This is a genomic window from Streptomyces sp. NPDC006450, from assembly GCF_040612195.1.
Taxonomy (GTDB): Bacteria; Actinomycetota; Actinomycetes; order Streptomycetales; family Streptomycetaceae; genus Streptomyces.
Genome location: NZ_JBEXPT010000137.1, coordinates 1 through 16,527 on the forward strand (window position 1 = coordinate 1; position 16,527 = coordinate 16,527).

Genomic DNA, 16,527 nt, shown 5'->3' on the forward strand with positions numbered 1-16,527 from the left:
ATTTTTTGTGGTGTTTTGTTTGGTGTTTTGGTGCTGGCGCTGCCGGGGCGGGGGGGGGGGGGGGGGGGGGGGGGGGGGCCCCCGCACCCCCCCCCCCCCGCCCCGTCATGCGACCGGCACGAGGGCTTCCACGCGTACGTCGGCCAGCGCGGCCAGGTACCGCTCCGCGTCCAGGGCCGCCGCGCAGCCCGAGCCGGCGGCGGTGATGGCCTGGCGGTAGATGTGGTCCACCACGTCGCCCGCGCCGAAGACGCCGGGGATGTTCGTACGGGTCGTGGGCGCCTGGGTCTTGAGGTAGCCCTCGTCGTCCAGTCCGAGCTGGTCGGCGAAGAGTTCCGTACGGGGGTCGTGGCCGATGGCGACGAACAGGCCCGTCACGTCCAGGTCACGGGTCTTGCCGGTCAGGACGTCGCGCAGGACGACTCCGGAGAGCATGCCGCCCGTCTCCTTGATCTCGGCGACCTCGCTGTCGAAGGCGAAGGAGATCTTGTCGTCGGCGAACGCCCGGTCCTGCATGGCCTTGGAGGCGCGCAGGGTGGAGCGGCGGTGGACGATGGTGACCGAGCGGGCGAAGCGGGTGAGGAACGTGGCTTCTTCCATGGCGGTGTCGCCCCCGCCGACCACGACGATGTCGCGGTCGCGGAAGAAGAAGCCGTCGCAGGTGGCGCACCAGGAGACCCCGCGGCCGGAGAGCGCGTCCTCGTTCGGGAGGCCGAGCTTGCGGTAGCCGGAGCCGGTCGCGATGATGACGGCCTTCGCGCGGTGGACCGTGCCCTCGGAGTCGGTCAGCAGTTTGATGTCACCGCTGAGGTCGACGGAGACGATGTCGTCGTCGATCATCTCGGCGCCGAACTTCTCTGCCTGCGCCCGCATGTTGTCCATGAGGTCGGGGCCGTCGATGCCGCTGGGGAAGCCGGGGAAGTTCTCGACCTCGGTGGTCGTGGTGAGCGAGCCGCCGACGAATATGGAGCTGCCGAACAGCAGGGGCTTCAGCTGCGCGCGGGCCGTGTACAGGGCCGCGGTGTAACCGGCCGGTCCGGAGCCGATGATGACGACCTCGCGCACCTCGTCGGTGGCGGCGTCGGTGGCGGCGTCGGTGTTCGTCGTCATGATGCGGTCAGTTCTCCTGCTTCTTCGCGGTCTTGGCGTCGATCTCGGCGATCAGGCCCTCGATGAGGTCCTTGATCTCGTCGCGGATGGGGCGGACGGCCTCGACTCCCTGGCCTGCCGGGTCTTCCAGCTGCCAGTCGAGGTAGGTCTTGCCGGGGAAGTACGGGCAGGCGTCTCCGCAGCCCATGGTGATGATGTAGTCGGACGCCTGCGCGGCCTCGGAGGTCAGCACCTTCGGCTTCTGGTCGGAGATGTCGATCCCCAGCTCGGCCATGGCAGCCACGGCGGAGGGGTTGATCCGGTCTCCGGGGACGGAGCCCGCGGAGCGGACCTCGACGCGGTCGCCCGCGAGGTGGCGGAGGAACCCGGCCGCCATCTGGGAGCGGCCCGCGTTGTGGATGCAGACGAACAGGACAGAGGCGGCAGGAGCGGAGGACATCTGTTCTTCCTTGGGGTGAGATCTGCTGCGGTGGAGGAGAGGCGGGGACGCTCAGGGGGCGAGCTGGGTGAGGAGCTCGGTGACGTGGGCGTCGCCGGCGTCGCGGATGTCGCGTACGACGGCGATCGGTGCGCCGTCCGGGTCGGCGACGGGCCAGTCGAGGGAGCGGCGGCCGGGCACCACGGGGCAGGCGTCACCACAGCCCGTCGTGATCACGATGCCGGCGGCCTCGACGACCTCCTCCGTCAGCGGCTCGGGGTAGGCGTCCGAGAGGTCCGCGCCCACCTCGGTGAGGACCTGGGCGATGTGCGGCGCCGCCTCGTCGGCAGGGTGAGTGCCCGCGGAGGAGACGGCGACGCGTTCGCCCGCCCGGTGGGCGAGGAGGGCGGCGGCCGTCTGGAGGGGCGAGGAGGGCGTGGGCACGGCGGTCCTGTTCCAGGGAGCCAGTAAGGTCAGCTCGGGCTGGTATCAGCCCCTACTGATGTGACAGTATCAGCACATGATGACGTCAGTCGACACTGAACTGATCCGAGTCCTGGCAGACCCCCTCAGGCTTCAGATCGTGACTCTGCTCTCCCGCGAGACGCTGTGCACCACGCACCTCGTGGAAGAGACCGGTGCCAAGCAGACCAACCTTTCCAACCACCTGAAGGTGCTCAGAGAGGCCGGGGTCGTGGAGACCGAACCGTGCGGCCGCTTCACCTACTACAAGCTGCGCCCGGACATCATCGAGGCCGTCGCCGGTCAGTTCGCAGACCTCGCCCGGACCGCGCGCGCCACGTCCGAAGCGAACATCAAGCGGTCCTGCCCGTAGCCCGCTTGGATTCCCCCTCACCTGCCCGAGGAGAACCGTTGTCCGTCACCGAGCCCGTCGCCGCCGCACCCGCAGCGGTCACCGCGATACCCGCCGACGCGCCACCCCGGCCCGCGCCTGGCGCGAGCCCGCCCGCCAGTCCGCTGGTGGCCCGTGCCGCCGCCGAGCTGGTGGGCTCCGCCGCCCTGGTCGCGATCGTCGTGGGCTCGGGCATCCAGGCCACGCAGCTCACCCAGGACGTGGCCCTCCAGCTCCTGGCCAACTCCACGGCCACGGTCTTCGGCCTCGGTGTCCTCATCGCCCTCCTCGGCCCGGTCTCCGGCGCCCACTTCAACCCGGTGGTCAGCCTCGCCGAGTGGTGGAGCACCCGCCGCACCGGCGGCGGTGTCACCGCCCGCGATCTGGCCGTCTACGTACCCGCCCAGATCGCCGGCGCCATCGCGGGCGCGATCCTGGCCGACGCGATGTTCGGCGAGCCGCTGGTGAAGTGGTCCACGCACGACCGCTCCGCCGGGAACCTCCTCCTCGGCGAGGTCGTGGCCACCGCCGGTCTGATCCTGCTGATCTTCGGCCTGGCGCGGACGGACCGTCTGCGCTTCGCCCCGGTCGCGGTGGCCTCGTACATCGGTGCCGCGTACTGGTTCACCTCCTCCACCTCCTTCGCCAACCCGGCCGTCACGATCGGCCGAGCCTTCACGGACACCTTCGCGGGCATCGCCCCCGCCTCGGTCCCGGCGTTCGTCGGCGTGCAGCTCGTGGGCGCGGTGGTGGGCCTGGCCCTGGTGGCGGTCATCTTCCTGCGCGGCCGCAACGATGCCGGAGCGCCTGCGGCATGACGCGTTCCACTGGTGTGGTGGTGATCGGCGGCGGCCAGTCCGGTCTCGCCGCCGGCTACCACCTGCGCCGCCTGGGCATCGAGCACGTCATCCTCGACGCCCAGGCGGGCGCGGGCGGGGCCTGGCAGCACACGTGGGACTCGCTGCGGCTTTTCTCGCCGGCCGCGTACTCCTCGCTGCCGGGCCGGTTCATGCCCGCCCAGGAGGGCGAGGTCCACCCGGACGCCGGGCACGTGGTCTCGTACCTCGCCGACTACGAGAAGCGGTACGAGCTTGCCGTCCAGCGGGGCGTGTGGGTCTCGGCCGTCCACCGCGACGGCGACTTCCTGCGCGTGGAGACCGACTCCGGCGACTGGCGGGCCCGAGCGGTCGTCAGCGCGACCGGGACCTGGACCCGCCCCTTCCTGCCCGCCGTCCCCGGGCGGCGCGAGTTCCAGGGCCGCCGGCTCCACACCGTGCAGTACCGCAGCCCGGCCGAGTTCGCCGGGCAGCGCGTCATCGTGGTGGGCGGCGGCAACTCCGGAGCCCAGATCGCCGCCGACCTCGCCCACGCCGGCACCGACCTGACCTGGGTCACCCAGCGGTCTCCCCGCTACCTGCCCGACGACATCGACGGCCGGGCCCTCTTCGATGCCGCCACCGCCCGCCGCAAGGCGCTCGACGCGGGCAGCACGGACACCGGCGGGGTCGCCTCCCTCGGCGACATCGTCGCCGTGCCGCCCGTACGCGCGGCTCGTGACGCCGGACTCCTGCACGCGAAGCGGATGTTCACCCGGCTCACCCCCACCGGCGCCGAGTGGGCCGACGGCACCTTCGCCGAAGCGGACGCGGTCATCTGGTGCACCGGCTTCCGCCCCGCCCTCGCCCATTTCTCGTCGATGCGCCTGCGGGGCACCCACGGCCGCATCGCGACCGCCGGTACGCGCGCCCTCGACGAGCCACGGCTGCACCTGCTCGGCTACGGAGACTGGACCGGCCCGGCCTCCGCCACGCTCATCGGCGTCGGCCGCCCCGCCCGCGATGCCGCCCGCGAGATCGCCGACCTGCTGGGCCGCTGAGCTGCCACGGCAGATGGCGGGGACACCACCGGATCGCCGGCGGGGTTCCTGCCCTCTGCGGTACCGGCAGCGGCAGCGCGGATCAGCCGGGGCGACGCGTCGGCGGGACCCCTTCTTCAAGGACTTCATGACCCTCGCGGACCTCTACCGCTACCCGACGCAGCACTTCGACTTCCACCGGCGCCAGCTCACCCTGAACGGCGGGCTCAACTGATCTTCGGGCTCCGGCGCTCGAGCAGGACGACGTCGCGCCACGCCCCGCGGTGGCGGCCGATGCGCATGCGGGTGCCGATGACGCGGAAGCCGGCCCGCTGGTGCAGGGCCAGGCTCGCGGTGTTCTCGGGGAAGATCCCGGACTGGATCGTCCAGATGCCCGCCGCCTCGGTCGACGCGATCAGTGCGTCGAGCAGGGCGCGGGCGACCCCGCGGCCCCGGGCACCGGGATCCACGTAGACGGAGTGCTCGACCACGCCCTCGTAGGCGCAGCGGTCCGAGACCTTGGACGCGGCCACCCAGCCGAGCAGCTTCCCGTCCTGGTCGACCGCGACGAAACGGTGCTCGGGCAGCCTCGCCGCGTCGAAGGCCTCCCAGGTGGGGGCCTCGGTCTCGAAGGTGGCGTTGCCTTCGTCGATGCCGGCCCGATAGATCTCCAGGACCCTGTCGGCGTGATCGCGCGTCATGGGGACGATGTTCACGGCCGCCGCCCCAGGATTGCCGACACGGCTGCCGGGAAGCACTCCAGGCAGGCGGCGTTGACCTCGTAGCTGACGGAAGTGCCCTGCCGCTCGGGCAGCACGAAGCGCACCTCGGCCAGCAGCTTGAGGTGGTGGGACACGGTCGACTGGCCGATGGGCAGTCGCTCGGTGATCTCCCCGACCGTCAGCGGGCGCCGCTCCTCCGCCAGCAGGTTCAGCAGTCGTACGCGCATGGGGTCCGCCAGGGCCCTGAACCAGCCGGAGTACGTCTGCGCGTCCTCGGGACTCAGTCCTTGACCGGCTTTCGTCATCTCAGTCATCGATCATCGACGATAGTCGATGAATGAGATGTCCGGAAGCCTTGCCCGCAGACACCGACGGGCAAGCGGATCAGGCGGAGCGGCCCAGCATCTGGCTCATCGCGGCGACGACGGCGGGCTCCACCCGGTAGTAGACCCAGGTCCCGCGACGCTCCGAGGACAACAGCCCCGCCTCCTTGAGCTTCTTCAGGTGGTGGGACACCGTCGGCTGGGAGACGCCCACGTCGGAGATGTCGCAGACGCACGCCTCGCCACCCTCGTGCGAGGCGATCGCGGAGAAGAGCCGCAGGCGCACCGGGTCGCCGAGGGCCTTGAACATCAGCGCGGTCCGCTCGGCCTCCTCGGCCGTCAGCGGGCGCTCGGTCAGCGGCGGGCAGCAGGGTGCCGCGGCTTCGTCTTCGAGCACGGGCAGCAGCTTCGTGGAGGGCATGGAGCAATCCTCCCTCCAAATTCGACGGATGTCTATGTTGACGTACGTCTATGCGTGGTGGGATGCTGACCCCAGAAGCACATCGACGTTCATCGAATCAAACCGGGAGCCTGTCGTGAGCACACCCATCGAAGCCCTGCCCGTCGTCGTCATCGGCGCCGGCCCTGCCGGCCTCGCTGCGGCTTCCCACCTGGTCGAGCGCGACATCGAGCCCCTGGTCCTGGAGGCCGGGCCGGCCGCCGGCAGCGCGGTACGCGAGTGGGGGCACGTTCGCCTCTTCTCCACCTGGTCCGAGCTCGTCGACCCGGCCGCCGAGAAGCTCCTCGCCCCCACCGGCTGGACCGCCCCCGATGGCGCGGCCTACCCCTCCGGCGCGGACTGGGCCGAGCAGTACCTCCAGCCCCTCGCCGACGTCCTCGGCGACAAGGTCCGCTACGGCGCCCAGGTCACCGGCGTCTCCCGCCTCGGCCGCGACCGCATCGTCGACGCCGACCGCGAGGCCCAGCCCTTCACCGTCAGCATCCTGAACGCCGACGGCACCGAGGAGCGCCTCACGGCCCGAGCCGTGATCGACGCCTCCGGTACGTGGTCCACGCCCAGCCCCATCGGCGGCGACGGCCTGCCCGCCCTCGGCGAGAAGGCTGCCGCCGACCGGATCTCGTACCGGATCCCCGACCTCAAGGACCCGTCCGTCCGCGCCCGCTACGCCGGCAAGCGCACCGCCGTCATCGGCTCCGGCGCCTCCGCCTTCACCGCCCTCGCCTACCTGGCCGAGCTCTCCGAGGAGAAGTCCGGCACCCACTCCGTGTGGATCCTCCGCCGCGGCATCAGCGGCTCCACCTTCGGCGGCGGCAGCGCCGACCAGCTCCCCGCCCGCGGCGCCCTCGGCCTCGCCGCCAAGGCCGCCGTCGACAACGGCCACGCCGACGCGGTGACCGGCTTCCGCACCTCCGCCGTCGAGAAGACCGGCAACCAGCTGGTCCTGATCGCCGAGGACGGCCGCCGCCTGGACCCCGTGGACGAGGTCATCGTCCTCACCGGCCTGCGCCCCGACCTCACCTTCGTGAACGAGCTCCGCCTCTCCCTCGACGAGCGCCTCCAGTCCCCCGCCGACCTCGCCCCGCTGATCGACCCGAACCAGCACTCCTGCGGCACGGTCTACCCGCACGGCGTGAAGGAGCTCTCCCACCCGGAGAAGGACGTCTACCTCGTGGGCATGAAGTCCTACGGCCGCGCCCCGACCTTCCTCGCCATGACCGGCTACGAGCAGGTCCGCTCCATCGCCGCCCACCTCGCGGGCGACCACGAAGCCGCCGAACGCGTCGAACTCACCCTCCCCGAGACGGGGGTCTGCGGCGGCGCCGGCCTCTTCGACCAGCCCCAGGCGGCCGAGGAGACCAGCGGAGGAGGCTGCTGCGCGGCCCCGGCCGCCCTCACGATCGGCGCCCCGGCCTCTTCCGGCGGCTGCTGACCTCCGTGCACCACACCCAGGCCGACGCGGCCGCGACCGGTCCCCTGTCCCGGTCGCGGCCGCGCGCCGCGCTGCCCGCCCTGTGCGCCACACAGATCACCAGCTGGGGCATCGTCTACTACGCCTTCCCCGTCCTGCTCCCGCGCCTGACGGCCGACACCGGCTGGTCCACCAACGCCGCGACAGCCGCCTTCTCCCTCGCGCTCCTCGTCTCCGCCGTCGCCGGCATCCCCATCGGCCGCATCCTCGACCGCCGAGGACCGCGCGCGGTGATGACCGCGGGCTCCGTCCTCGGCACCCTCGCACTCCTCGTGATCGCGACCGCCCCCAACCTGGCCGTCTTCACCCTGGGTTGGGTACTCGCGGGCCTGACGATGGCCGCCACCTTCTACCCACCCGCCTTCGCCGCCCTCACCCGCTGGTGGGGCCCGGACCGCATCCGCGCCCTGACCATCGTCACCCTCGCCGGCGGTCTCGCCTCCACCGTCTTCGCACCGCTCACGGCAGCCATCGCGGAGCACCTGAGCTGGCGTGCCACGTACGCCGTCCTGGCCCTGATCCTCGCCACCGTCACGATCCCCGCCCACGCCCTGGCCCTACGCGCCCCCTGGCCCGCCGCCCCACCCCAACCACCCACCACTCACGGCACCACGCCCATCCCGCGCAGCCGCCCCTTCATCCTGCTGGCCGTGGCCTTCACCCTCTCCGGCTTCGCGATGTACGCGGTGGTCATGGGCTTGATCCCGCTCCTCACCGAACGCGGCGCCACGCCGACACAAGCCGCCTGGGCACTCGGACTCGGCGGGGCGGGGCAGACACTGGGCCGCACCCTCTACTCGGCCCTCTCGACCCGCACATCCGTCACCACCCGCACCGCCACCCTCATCGCCCTCGGCGGTGCGACGACGGCGGCACTGGCCTTCACCCCGGGCCCGATGCCGCTGCTGATCGCCCTCGCGGTCCTGGCAGGAGTCGTCCGAGGCAACCTCACCCTGCTCCAGGCCACCGCGGTCACCGACCGCTGGGGCACCACCCACTACGGCCACCTCTCCGCCGTCCTCGGCGCCCCGGCCCACATCGCGGGGGCATTGGCCCCGTGGGCCGGCGCCGCCCTCGCGGGCCCGCTCGGCGGCCACCCCCACCTCTTCGCGGCCCTGGCCTCACTCTCGGTCGTTGCCGCCTGCCTCACCCTTGGCTCCTCCTGGGATCGCCGTACCCAGAAGGAGATTTCACACCGCACGTGACGCGCGTCCCCCTCCACCGACGGGGACGCAAAGACCGCAGAAGGCCTCACACCCCCCAAGAACTGAGCCGCAGAGCCCCCCACTGATCCGCTACCCTGTCCCTGGGCTGCCCTTGTGGCAGCCCAGGACCTTGCCGAGGCGAGCCGGACTCTCACGCGGAGTGTTCAGCCACGTTCCACGCAAGGCCCGCCTTCGTAGCTCAGGGGATAGAGCACCGCTCTCCTAAAGCGGGTGTCGCAGGTTCGAATCCTGCCGAGGGCACAGCGCAGAGGCCCCCAGCCGATCTCGGCTGGGGGTCTTTGGCGTCCGCGGGTGGCGTGTTGCCGAGGCGGGAGGGGGAGCCAGGGGGCGGCTGTGTCCTGGACTCGGCATGTCCGGCACAGGACAGGGTGGGCTCGGGAGCCCCGGCCGGATGTCTTCCGGGGATTCGGTGCCGTACGCCCTTCGATCGAGCGACCGATCAAGCTAGCCTGACGCACGTACGTAGGGCATGTGAGCTGCGCTGATGGGCCCGTGCGTGGTCTTCCAGGGGGTGGGCGGCAATGGTCGGTCGGCTAGAGCTCGATGACGTGACCGCATCGGTCTACCGGTGCAAACTGGCCAACCCCCAGGACGGTGTCCCGGAGCTGGCGGAGCGCTTGGCGCTGACGCCGGACGGCGTGCGCCGCTCGCTGGCCCTGCTCGGCGAAATGGCGCTGCTGCGCGGTGGCGGGGGCGATCCCGGGCAGGGGCGCGCCATCGATCCGCAGCCCGCGCTCCAGCTGCTCCAGGCCCGCCAGCAGGCCGAACTCGCCGCCCAGCAGCAGCGGATGGAGGCCACGCGGGCCGCCGTCGTCGATCTGATGGCCGAGATCGCCGACTCCTCGTCGCGGGAGTCTCCCCAGTCCGGAATCCGGTACCTGGAGGGCATCGACGCGATCCGGGACCAGATCGAGCTGCTGTCCGCGCAGGCCCGCTCCGAAGTGCTGTCGTTCGCCCCCGACGCGCAGATGTCGCAGGCGGGCGTCGAGGCCGCCCGGCCGTTGAACCTGCGCAACGTGGAGCAGGGCATCGTCATGCGAACCGTCTACCTCGACGGCATCCGCCACGACCACCGCGCCCGGGAGTACGCGACGTGGCTGGAGAGCATCGGAGCCCACATCCGCACCAGCCCGGTCCTGCCCAACCGCCTCACCATCGTGGACCGCCGCAGCGCCCTGGTGGCCGTGGACGCGACGAACACCGCGGCCGCGGCGGCGCTGGTCACCAGTCCGGGGCTGATCTCCCTGCTGGTCACGCTCTTCGAGCACATCTGGCAGGCCGCGACCCCGCTCGGCCCGGCGGCGGCGCCCTGCGAGCCGGAGTTCCTCACCCGGCAGCAGGTCGCGGTACTGCGGCTCATGGCCGAGGGGCGGACCGACGAGGCCATCGCCCACAGCCTGGGCGTCTCCACGCGCACCGTGGGCCGGGTGATCACCGGGCTGCTCGCCCACCTGGGCGTCCGCAGCCGGTTCCAGGCCGGGATGCGCGCGGTCCAGTACGGATACCTGTCGCCTTCCTCCCCCTGACCACGTGGCCGCACCGGTTCACCGGCCCACCGGTTCACCGGCCCACCGGATTCCGGTGGTGCTCAGGCCACCAGGTCGGCGTAGAGGATGACGTTGTTGGTGCGGTGGCCGTTCTCGATGTCGCCGCCGCAGGTCAGCAGGCGCAGCTCGGGGCGGTCGGTGTCCCCGTAGACCTTGTCGGTCGGGAAGTCCTTCTTGGCGACGTCCTCGATCTCGCGGATCGTGAACCTGGCCGTCTTCCCGTCCTCGCGCGGCACCTCGATCAGGTCGCCGAGCTTGATCTTCTTGACGTTCTTCATCACCGCGGGACCGTACTTCGTGTCGAAGTGCGCGACGAGGACCGCCGGCCCCTTCTCGCCCGGGGTCACGCCCTGGGTCCACCAGCCGGGGTTGTCCGCGTCGGTGTCCGCGTTCGGCACGCCGAGCTCGCCCGTGGCCGGGTCCACCGTGAGGTCGACCATCTTCTTCGCGTCCACGCCCGCCGCGTCGATCTTCATCCCGGTCGGCTTCGACCCCGGGAGGGCGGGCGCGGCCTCGCCCGTGGGAGCGGGGGCCGCGGTGCTGCCCACCTCGGGGTCCGGCGGCAGCCCGGCCCTGCCGCCGCCGGTGCCGCACGCCGTGAGGGTCCCGCACGCGGTGAGGGCGGCGAGCGCCGCGACGGCGGCGGTACGGGCAGTGGTGCGCATGAGTGGTTCCCTCGGGTCGGCGTCGCCTGCGGTGGCGACGACCACGACGGTACGAGGGTCATGTCTGGGTCATCCGTCGGCGACGTAACAGCCGGCCGGACACCGCCCCGCGAAGCCGTTAAGACCGCGATGCCGTTAAGACCGCGAAGCCGTGGGACCGCGAAGCCGTTGAGACAAAGGCCCTCCCGGCCTGAGCCGGAAGGGCCGCATCACGACAGGGAGGTGGACTCAGCCTTCGGCCCCGCCCTCAGCTGAGGCCCCTGCTGCGCTCGCCGATGCGGTCGCCCTGCGGGGTCCCGGCCCGCTTGAGTTCCGCCTTCGTGTGCGCTCCGCCCTTGACCTTGCTCCGGACGGGGCCGGAGAAGCCGTGCGCGTGCTGCACGGCGCGGGGCAGGTGGGCTGCTTCCGCGGCCTTCGCTACAGCCGCCTGGAAGTCATGCTTCTGCTCTTTGCTCATCCCGTCGTCACTCCCTAAAAAGACTCGGGGCACCCAATCGGACTACTGGGATCGTATGCATATAAAGGGCCCAACGCACCCGGACCGGACGTAAAAATTGGTCGATCAAGGACGCGGCGGAGCCGGGCGCTCCGGCGGCCCGAACATCTCGTAGAGCAGATCCTCCGGACACGGGGTACCCCGCGGCAGCTGGTACTTCGCCGCGATCCGGTACTCCCCCGGCGCCGGGGCCAGCAGCTCCGTCCACTCGTCCCCGGTCCCGTCCGGGGCCGCCTTGAACAGGCATCCGGCCGTGTTCGCGTAGACCTTGGGCGTGGCTACCGCGCCCTTCGGCGCGGCCTTCCCGGCGGCCTTCGAGGCCTCCGTCTCCTGGGGCGGCTCCACCGGCTTGCCGGCGCCGTCCACCAGGCCCAGCCACGGGGAATGCGGGATGCGCACCATGACCCGGCCGGCCTGCTTCACGTCGACGACCAGCTGGTCGGCGCCGGCCCGCACCACCGTCGCGGGGCCGGTGACCAGGTTCGTGGGGTCCGTGACCTTGAAGAGCTGCCAGTTCGCGTCGCCCCACACCTGCTGGAGGTACGGGAGCCCCTCGCGCACCAGCTTCGCCTCGTCGCGCCCGCCCTCATCGGGTTTGTCGGCCGGCAGCACCACGTAGTGCACGGCCCAGCGCTCCAGCCACTCCCGGTAGCTGTCGGGCGTCAGGGTGTCGTCGTAGAAGACCGGGTTGCGCTCCAGGTCGGCCTGCCGGTTCCAGCCGCGCGCCAGGTTCACGTACGCGGGGAAGGCGGAGGACTCGCGGTGGCTGCTGGCCGGGACCACCTCGACGCGGCCCCTGTCGGCGCCCGCCTTCTGGAGCTGGTCCACCAGCGGGGCCAGCTCCCGGCTCCAGGAGGCCAGCGGGGTGGTGCGCACAATGTCGGTGACGCTGTTGACGGTGATCCAGGCGGTCACCCCGGTGAGCGCGAGGAGCAGCCCGTACCAGCGGCGCGTGCGCGGGGCCTCGTACGGGAGGGCCGCGAGCAGCACCACCCCGCCGAAGAGCATCGCCAGCCGGGTCACGTTCGAACCGACCTGGGAGTCGATCGCCCAGGTCAGCGCCACCCCGAGGGCGTAGATCGCGGACGCGGTCCGGACCGTCTTCCAGCTCTTCGGTACGAGGACCAGCGCGGCCACCGCGCACCCGAACGGCAGCGCCGCGGAGATCAGCTTCATCGGCTGCGTCCCGGAGAACGGGAACAGCCAGGCCGACAGCCCGACCACTGCCGCCGGGGCCAGCCCCAGCGCGTACGCGCCCGGGCGCCGCTTGTTCAGGAACAGCGCGGCCGCGATCACCCCGAGGAACAGCCCTGCGACCGGACTGGAGGCGGTGGCGACCGCCGCGAGCGGAGCCGCCACGGCGGCCTTCGCCCAGCGCCGCTCGGCCCATTTGCGGGGCCAGCAGAAGACGGCGGCGACGGCCCCGAGCGCGAACATCACGCCGAGCCCGAAGGTGACGCGGCCCGACAGGGCGTTGCACAGCAGCCCGTACACCCCGGCCAGGGCGGGCCACAGGGGCTCGCGGACGGCGCCGCGACAGCGGGTCAGGATCATCGCGAGCAGCCCGGCCGAGACCGTACCGGCGATCATCATCGTGGTCCGGACGCCGAGCACGTGCATGACGTACGGCGAGACCACGCTGTACGAGACCGGGTGCATGCCGCCGTACCAGGCGAGGTTGTACGCCGAGTCGGGATGGCGGCCGACGAACTCGGCCCAGGCGTCCTGTGCGGCGAGGTCGCCGCCGCTGTTGGCCACGGCGAAGAACCAGATCAGGTGCAGCAGCCCGGCCAGCGCGGTGGCCACGGCCACCGGGTGCCGACGGGCCCAGCCGAGGGCGCGGCGGACGGGCCCGGGGCCGGCCTGCGGGCCCGGGGCGCCGGGGGCATCGAGGGGTTCCGGGTGTTCCGGGCGTCGGGATGCGCGGGTGGCAGCCTCGTCCCGGCCACGACCCCGGTCCCGGCCCTGTTCCCGGCCCTGTTCCTGCCGCTCAGCGGTGGTCACGCCGACGTACTCCCCACTCCGGTCACCTCGGGTGCGTCCCTCGGTTCGTAGACGCGGTCCGGCGCCTCCGGGTTGCCCCCGGGGCGCCGGGCCCGCTCCGCACTCGTGCGCGGCGTCGGCCGACCCGTCAGCGGTCGGCTCGGCGCTCGCCTCGGCCGACGGCCGAGGACGGCGCCCCGGCCGGCTCCTCAGCCGAGGCGCGTCAGCTTCTTGCCGATGCCGGGTGCGACGAGGTCGCTCTGCAGCGCCACCGGCACCTTCACCTGGCTGGCGCCCTCACCGACGGTCAGCACACCGATCTCCGAGCCCGCCTTGGCGGTCTGCGGCAGCTTGCCGGCGTTGTCCGCCAGCTTGGTGGAGATGGTGAGGGTCGGCCAGCCGACCGCTTCCACGTCGGCGGTGGCCACGACCGGGACCCGGGTGCCGAGTCCGTCGTCCACGTAACCGACGACCGTGCCCTTCTTGACCACGGTCTCGGCCGTGAGCATCTTCTGCGTGGCGAGCATGACGTCCTTGCTCGCCGCGATCGCGGTACCGAGGATCGGCACGCCGTGCTGGCCCAGCACCGCGCCGACGATCAGCTGGTTGGTCTTGCCGACCTTCTTCTCGGCGGCGAAGAGCAGGTTGCCGCCGGCCTTGGTGGTGGAGCCGGTCTTGATGCCGAGCGAGCCGTTGAACGGAACCAGGTCGTTGTAGTTCCGCCACTTCTTGCCCGTGGAGTCGGTCCACGACGGCTTCATCGTGATCGCGATCAGCTCCGGCATCTCGACGATCTTGAGGCCGAGCTTGACCTGGTCCTCGGCGGTGCTGACCGTGGTCGCGTCCAGACCCGAGGGGTCCGTGTACGTGGTGTTGGTCATGCCGAGTTCCCTGGCGGTGTCGTTCATCTTCTTGACGAACGCCTCCTGCCCGCCGTCCCAGCGCGCGAGCAGCCGCGCGACGTTGTTGGCGGACGGGATCATGATCGCGGAGAGGGCGTCCTTCTGCGAGATCTTGCCGCCCTCCTTCAAGTTGTTGACCGTGGACTCGCCCTCGGTCTCCTTCTTGCCGTCATCGACCGCCGTCTTGTCGACGGGGATCATCGCCCCCTCCTCCCCCTTCTTCATGGGGAAGTCCTTGAGGATGACGTAGGCGGTCATGGCCTTGGCCACACTGCCGATCGCCACGGGCTTCTGCTCGCCGAAGCTGCCGACGGGGCCGAGGCCGGCCGCGGCCATGTAGGCCTGGCCCTCCTTCGGCCACGGCAGGTTCGGGGCGCCGCCCTCGAAGGTGTACGAGGTGTTCGCGGTCACCTTCAGCGTCGGCGTGGGCAGCGGGCGCACGAGCTGGATGACGGCGACGACCAGCGCGAGGAGCACCAGGATCGGCGCGTAGATCTTGAACCGGCGTACGGCCGTCCGCGCCGCGCTCGGCGGCGGGGGCGGGTTGTTGGTGAGGTCCGCCAGCATGTCGAGCGGCGGCTTGGGCGGCAGCGGCTGCTGCGTGGTCCGCTCCGCGGACTCGTGCGTCACGGGGGTCCGCACCCCGGCGGGGACGGGAGTCCGCCCCGGAGCCTGACCCGGAGCCGAGGCCGGAGCCGAGGCCGAGGCCGAGGCCGGAGCCGGGGTGGACGCGGCCCTCGGAGCACCGGGGGCGGGGGGCGTGCCCGGAGTGGGCCGCGGGGGTACGTCGTCGCTGCGCAGCGGTACGAAGGTGCTCGCCCGCTCCCCGCCGACGGCGCGCGGGGGCACGGGCTGGGCGGCGCCGTTGCCCTGCCGGGGGGTGGGGTTGGCGGTGCCGGGCTGGGCCGCGCCGGGGTTGGCGGTGCCGGGGTTGAAGGCCCGGAACACGGCGGTCCGCTCGCTGTCGGCGGGCGCATCGTCGGCCGGGGCGGCCGGAGCCGGGGGCTTGACCGCACGGAACGCAGCCGTCCGCTCGCTGTCCTCCGCCCGGCCGACCGGAGCGGACCCGTCCCCGGAGCCGGGCTTGACCGCCCGGAACACGGCGGTCCGCTCACTGTCGACGGGCTCACCGGAACCGGAGCCGGAACCGGAGCCGCCGGGGCTACGCGGATCACCGGCCGCGGCCGGGGCGCCCGGGGTGCGCGGAGGAGCCTGGCCGCCGGAGGGCGCCTGCTTGCCCGGGGCGCTCGCGGAGGCCCTGGGGGCCGGGGCCTCCGGGGTGCCCGAAGCTCCCGGGGTACCCGGAATGGCCGGGGGGCGCTGGGTCGCCGGGGCTCCCGGGGTACCCGGAGAGGCCGGGGTGGCCGCGGAGTCCCGGGGGGCCGGGGTACCCGAGGTGCCCGGGGTAGCCGGGGCGCTCGCGGAGTCCCGGGGGGCCGGAGAAGCCGGGGTACCCGGAGAGGCCGGGGTGCTCCCGGAGTCCCGGGGGGCCGGAGTGCCCGGGGTGGCCGGGGCATCCGACGGGGTCCTGGTGCCCGACGCCGGAGTGCCCGGAGCCGAAGCCCCGGAAGCCGGGGCACCCGAAGCCGGGGTGCCCGTCGTGCGGAACACGGACGTGCGCTCGCTGTCGGCGGACTCGGCGGGCTTGGTCGTGGGCTCGCCGGCCGGGGCCGAAGCGGAACCCGCCGGGCGGCCGAGGGCGGCCGAGGGCGGCGGTGTGACCGTACGGAACACCGCGGTGCGCTCGCTGTCGACCGGGCCGGCGTCGGCGGCGGGCTCGCCCGAGGCGCCGCGCGCCCGGTCGGCTCCAGAAGCGGAATCCTCGGGCTGACCCGTACCGGCCGGAGGCGTCACCGTACGGAACGAGGCCGTACGGTCGCTCCCCGCCGAGCCGGCGGCAGCCGCGGGCTCACCCGGGGCGGCGTCGCAGTCGGTGTCAGAGGCGGAACCCGTGGAGCGGTCCGCGTCGGCCCGAGGAGTCACGGCGCCGAAGGCAGTCCTACGCTCGCCGCCCGCGGGCGCGGCCGAGGAGTCGGCCCCGGAAGCGGAACCGGAATCAGAAACGGAAGGCGCGGACCGGTCGGCGGCCGCCGAAGGAGCCGCCGGAGCGGTACGGGACTCGGCCGCGCTCCCGCCAACGGCGGGACCGGTCGCGGGCCGGTCACCCGAGGCACCGGAAGCACCCGAGGCACCCGCACGCACCGAAGCGGAATCACCAGAAGGTGTGGAATCGGCAGCCGGGGGCGTCACGGTGCGGAACACCGCCGTGCGCTCGCCCTCGACCGAGCCGACGGCATCGGAATCGGAATCGGAATCGGGAGCGGCGGAGTCAGCGGACTCGCCGTCCTCGGAACCCGATTCGGATCCCGATGCGGATGCCGAAGCCGAACTCGGAGCCGAACCCGCCGCAGCTGCAGCCGTGTCCGCGGGCCGGGCCTTGGCGGCCTCGGGCTCCGCGCCCGGCGCGCCCGGCTCGGCCGGCTCGGCCGGCTCGGC

17 protein-coding genes, 1 tRNA gene and 1 pseudogene are annotated in these 16,527 nt (G+C 72.6%); 9 read left to right on the top strand and 10 right to left on the bottom strand.

Translation table 11 applies throughout. The annotated features are described in order from the left end of the window. Positions 1-105: 105 nt before the first annotated feature. The 3 genes from trxB to ABZY57_RS28220 are packed head-to-tail and all read right to left on the bottom strand — an operon-like array spanning position 106 to position 1,972. A complete protein-coding gene (trxB, locus tag ABZY57_RS28210) occupies positions 106-1,110 on the bottom strand; it encodes a thioredoxin-disulfide reductase (RefSeq protein WP_356516615.1) in 1,005 nt (334 codons plus the stop codon). Positions 1,111-1,117: 7 nt separating this feature from the next. Continuing rightward, positions 1,118-1,549 (bottom strand): arsenate reductase ArsC, encoded by a 432-nt coding sequence (locus ABZY57_RS28215; protein ID WP_356516617.1) that lies wholly within the window; start codon positions 1,547-1,549, stop codon positions 1,118-1,120. Between the two features lie 51 nt (positions 1,550-1,600). Beyond that, positions 1,601-1,972, bottom strand: a complete 372-nt coding sequence (locus ABZY57_RS28220) for a hypothetical protein (protein ID WP_356516619.1) — start codon at positions 1,970-1,972, stop codon at positions 1,601-1,603. Between the two features lie 76 nt (positions 1,973-2,048). On the opposite strand from ABZY57_RS28220, the gene ABZY57_RS28225 reads away from it, so the two are divergent. The 4 genes from ABZY57_RS28225 to ABZY57_RS28240 are packed head-to-tail and all read left to right on the top strand — an operon-like array spanning position 2,049 to position 4,471. Then, the gene (locus tag ABZY57_RS28225) at positions 2,049-2,363 is read left to right on the top strand and encodes a metalloregulator ArsR/SmtB family transcription factor (protein WP_356516620.1); all 315 of its coding nucleotides are present in this window, start codon (positions 2,049-2,051) and stop codon (positions 2,361-2,363) included. 38 nt (positions 2,364-2,401) lie between these two features. Beyond that, positions 2,402-3,199: an aquaporin gene (locus tag ABZY57_RS28230; RefSeq protein ID WP_356516622.1), complete on the top strand. Its 798-nt coding sequence runs from the start codon at positions 2,402-2,404 to the stop codon at positions 3,197-3,199. After that, positions 3,196-4,257 carry an ArsO family NAD(P)H-dependent flavin-containing monooxygenase gene (locus ABZY57_RS28235; RefSeq protein WP_356516624.1) on the top strand — a complete coding sequence of 354 codons (1,062 nt, stop codon included), beginning with the start codon at positions 3,196-3,198 and terminating at the stop codon, positions 4,255-4,257. Before ABZY57_RS28230 ends, ABZY57_RS28235 begins: the two co-directional genes overlap by 4 nt. Before the next feature lie 13 nt (positions 4,258-4,270). Continuing rightward, entirely contained in the window at positions 4,271-4,471 is a 201-nt protein-coding gene (locus ABZY57_RS28240) for a hypothetical protein (protein WP_356516626.1), read from the top strand. Here the strand turns inward: ABZY57_RS28240 and ABZY57_RS28245 are convergent. From ABZY57_RS28245 to ABZY57_RS28255, 3 genes are all read right to left on the bottom strand, one after another. After that, on the bottom strand, positions 4,464-4,937 hold the full coding sequence (locus ABZY57_RS28245) for an N-acetyltransferase family protein (protein WP_356516628.1): 474 nt from the start codon (positions 4,935-4,937) through the stop codon (positions 4,464-4,466). The genes ABZY57_RS28240 and ABZY57_RS28245 overlap by 8 nt on opposite strands. Before the next feature lie 11 nt (positions 4,938-4,948). Beyond that, the gene (locus tag ABZY57_RS28250; RefSeq protein ID WP_356516630.1) at positions 4,949-5,272 is read right to left on the bottom strand and encodes a metalloregulator ArsR/SmtB family transcription factor; all 324 of its coding nucleotides are present in this window, start codon (positions 5,270-5,272) and stop codon (positions 4,949-4,951) included. Positions 5,273-5,342: 70 nt separating this feature from the next. Continuing rightward, positions 5,343-5,702: a metalloregulator ArsR/SmtB family transcription factor gene (locus ABZY57_RS28255; RefSeq protein WP_356516632.1), complete on the bottom strand. Its 360-nt coding sequence runs from the start codon at positions 5,700-5,702 to the stop codon at positions 5,343-5,345. 115 nt (positions 5,703-5,817) lie between these two features. On the opposite strand from ABZY57_RS28255, the gene ABZY57_RS28260 reads away from it, so the two are divergent. From ABZY57_RS28260 to ABZY57_RS28275, 4 genes are all read left to right on the top strand, one after another. Continuing rightward, entirely contained in the window at positions 5,818-7,173 is a 1,356-nt protein-coding gene (locus tag ABZY57_RS28260) for an NAD(P)-binding domain-containing protein (RefSeq protein ID WP_356516634.1), read from the top strand. A 5-nt stretch (positions 7,174-7,178) separates the two neighbouring features. Next, complete coding sequence (locus ABZY57_RS28265; RefSeq protein WP_356516636.1) at positions 7,179-8,417, top strand: MFS transporter; 1,239 nt, start codon at positions 7,179-7,181, stop codon at positions 8,415-8,417. A gap of 188 nt (positions 8,418-8,605) precedes the next feature. Next, positions 8,606-8,678 (top strand) — tRNA-Arg (locus tag ABZY57_RS28270). A 308-nt stretch (positions 8,679-8,986) separates the two neighbouring features. After that, positions 8,987-9,964 carry a helix-turn-helix transcriptional regulator gene (locus ABZY57_RS28275; RefSeq protein WP_356516638.1) on the top strand — a complete coding sequence of 326 codons (978 nt, stop codon included), beginning with the start codon at positions 8,987-8,989 and terminating at the stop codon, positions 9,962-9,964. Between the two features lie 62 nt (positions 9,965-10,026). Here ABZY57_RS28275 and ABZY57_RS28280 read toward each other — a convergent pair whose 3' ends face one another. The 4 genes from ABZY57_RS28280 to ABZY57_RS28295 form a co-directional block, all read right to left on the bottom strand. Further along, positions 10,027-10,650, bottom strand: coding sequence for a sortase (locus ABZY57_RS28280; RefSeq protein WP_356516640.1), 624 nt, complete (start codon positions 10,648-10,650; stop codon positions 10,027-10,029). A 247-nt stretch (positions 10,651-10,897) separates the two neighbouring features. Next, positions 10,898-11,107, bottom strand: a complete 210-nt coding sequence (locus ABZY57_RS28285; RefSeq protein ID WP_356516642.1) for a hypothetical protein — start codon at positions 11,105-11,107, stop codon at positions 10,898-10,900. A 105-nt stretch (positions 11,108-11,212) separates the two neighbouring features. Continuing rightward, the gene (locus ABZY57_RS28290; protein ID WP_356516644.1) at positions 11,213-13,150 is read right to left on the bottom strand and encodes an MFS transporter; all 1,938 of its coding nucleotides are present in this window, start codon (positions 13,148-13,150) and stop codon (positions 11,213-11,215) included. Positions 13,151-13,338: 188 nt separating this feature from the next. Beyond that, a complete protein-coding gene (locus ABZY57_RS28295; RefSeq protein WP_356516646.1) occupies positions 13,339-16,014 on the bottom strand; it encodes a hypothetical protein in 2,676 nt (891 codons plus the stop codon). 241 nt (positions 16,015-16,255) lie between these two features. Between ABZY57_RS28295 and ABZY57_RS28300 the strand changes: the two are divergent. Continuing rightward, positions 16,256-16,527, top strand: a pseudogene (locus ABZY57_RS28300) (hypothetical protein); the annotation flags it as partial.

Excerpts from the sequence above, each read along its gene's own strand:
- ABZY57_RS28250 (WP_356516630.1), bottom strand. The coding sequence starts at position 5,272 with ATGACTGAGATGACGAAAGCCGGTCAAGGACTGAGTCCCGAGGACGCG.
- ABZY57_RS28225 (WP_356516620.1), top strand. The coding sequence starts at position 2,049 with ATGATGACGTCAGTCGACACTGAACTGATCCGAGTCCTGGCAGACCCC.
- ABZY57_RS28235 (WP_356516624.1), top strand. The coding sequence starts at position 3,196 with ATGACGCGTTCCACTGGTGTGGTGGTGATCGGCGGCGGCCAGTCCGGT.
- ABZY57_RS28245 (WP_356516628.1), bottom strand. The coding sequence starts at position 4,937 with ATGACGCGCGATCACGCCGACAGGGTCCTGGAGATCTATCGGGCCGGC.
- ABZY57_RS28285 (WP_356516642.1), bottom strand. The coding sequence starts at position 11,107 with ATGAGCAAAGAGCAGAAGCATGACTTCCAGGCGGCTGTAGCGAAGGCC.
- ABZY57_RS28255 (WP_356516632.1), bottom strand. The coding sequence starts at position 5,702 with ATGCCCTCCACGAAGCTGCTGCCCGTGCTCGAAGACGAAGCCGCGGCA.
- ABZY57_RS28215 (WP_356516617.1), bottom strand. The coding sequence starts at position 1,549 with ATGTCCTCCGCTCCTGCCGCCTCTGTCCTGTTCGTCTGCATCCACAAC.
- ABZY57_RS28280 (WP_356516640.1), bottom strand. The coding sequence starts at position 10,650 with ATGCGCACCACTGCCCGTACCGCCGCCGTCGCGGCGCTCGCCGCCCTC.
- trxB (WP_356516615.1), bottom strand. The coding sequence starts at position 1,110 with ATGACGACGAACACCGACGCCGCCACCGACGCCGCCACCGACGAGGTG.
- ABZY57_RS28240 (WP_356516626.1), top strand. The coding sequence starts at position 4,271 with ATGGCGGGGACACCACCGGATCGCCGGCGGGGTTCCTGCCCTCTGCGG.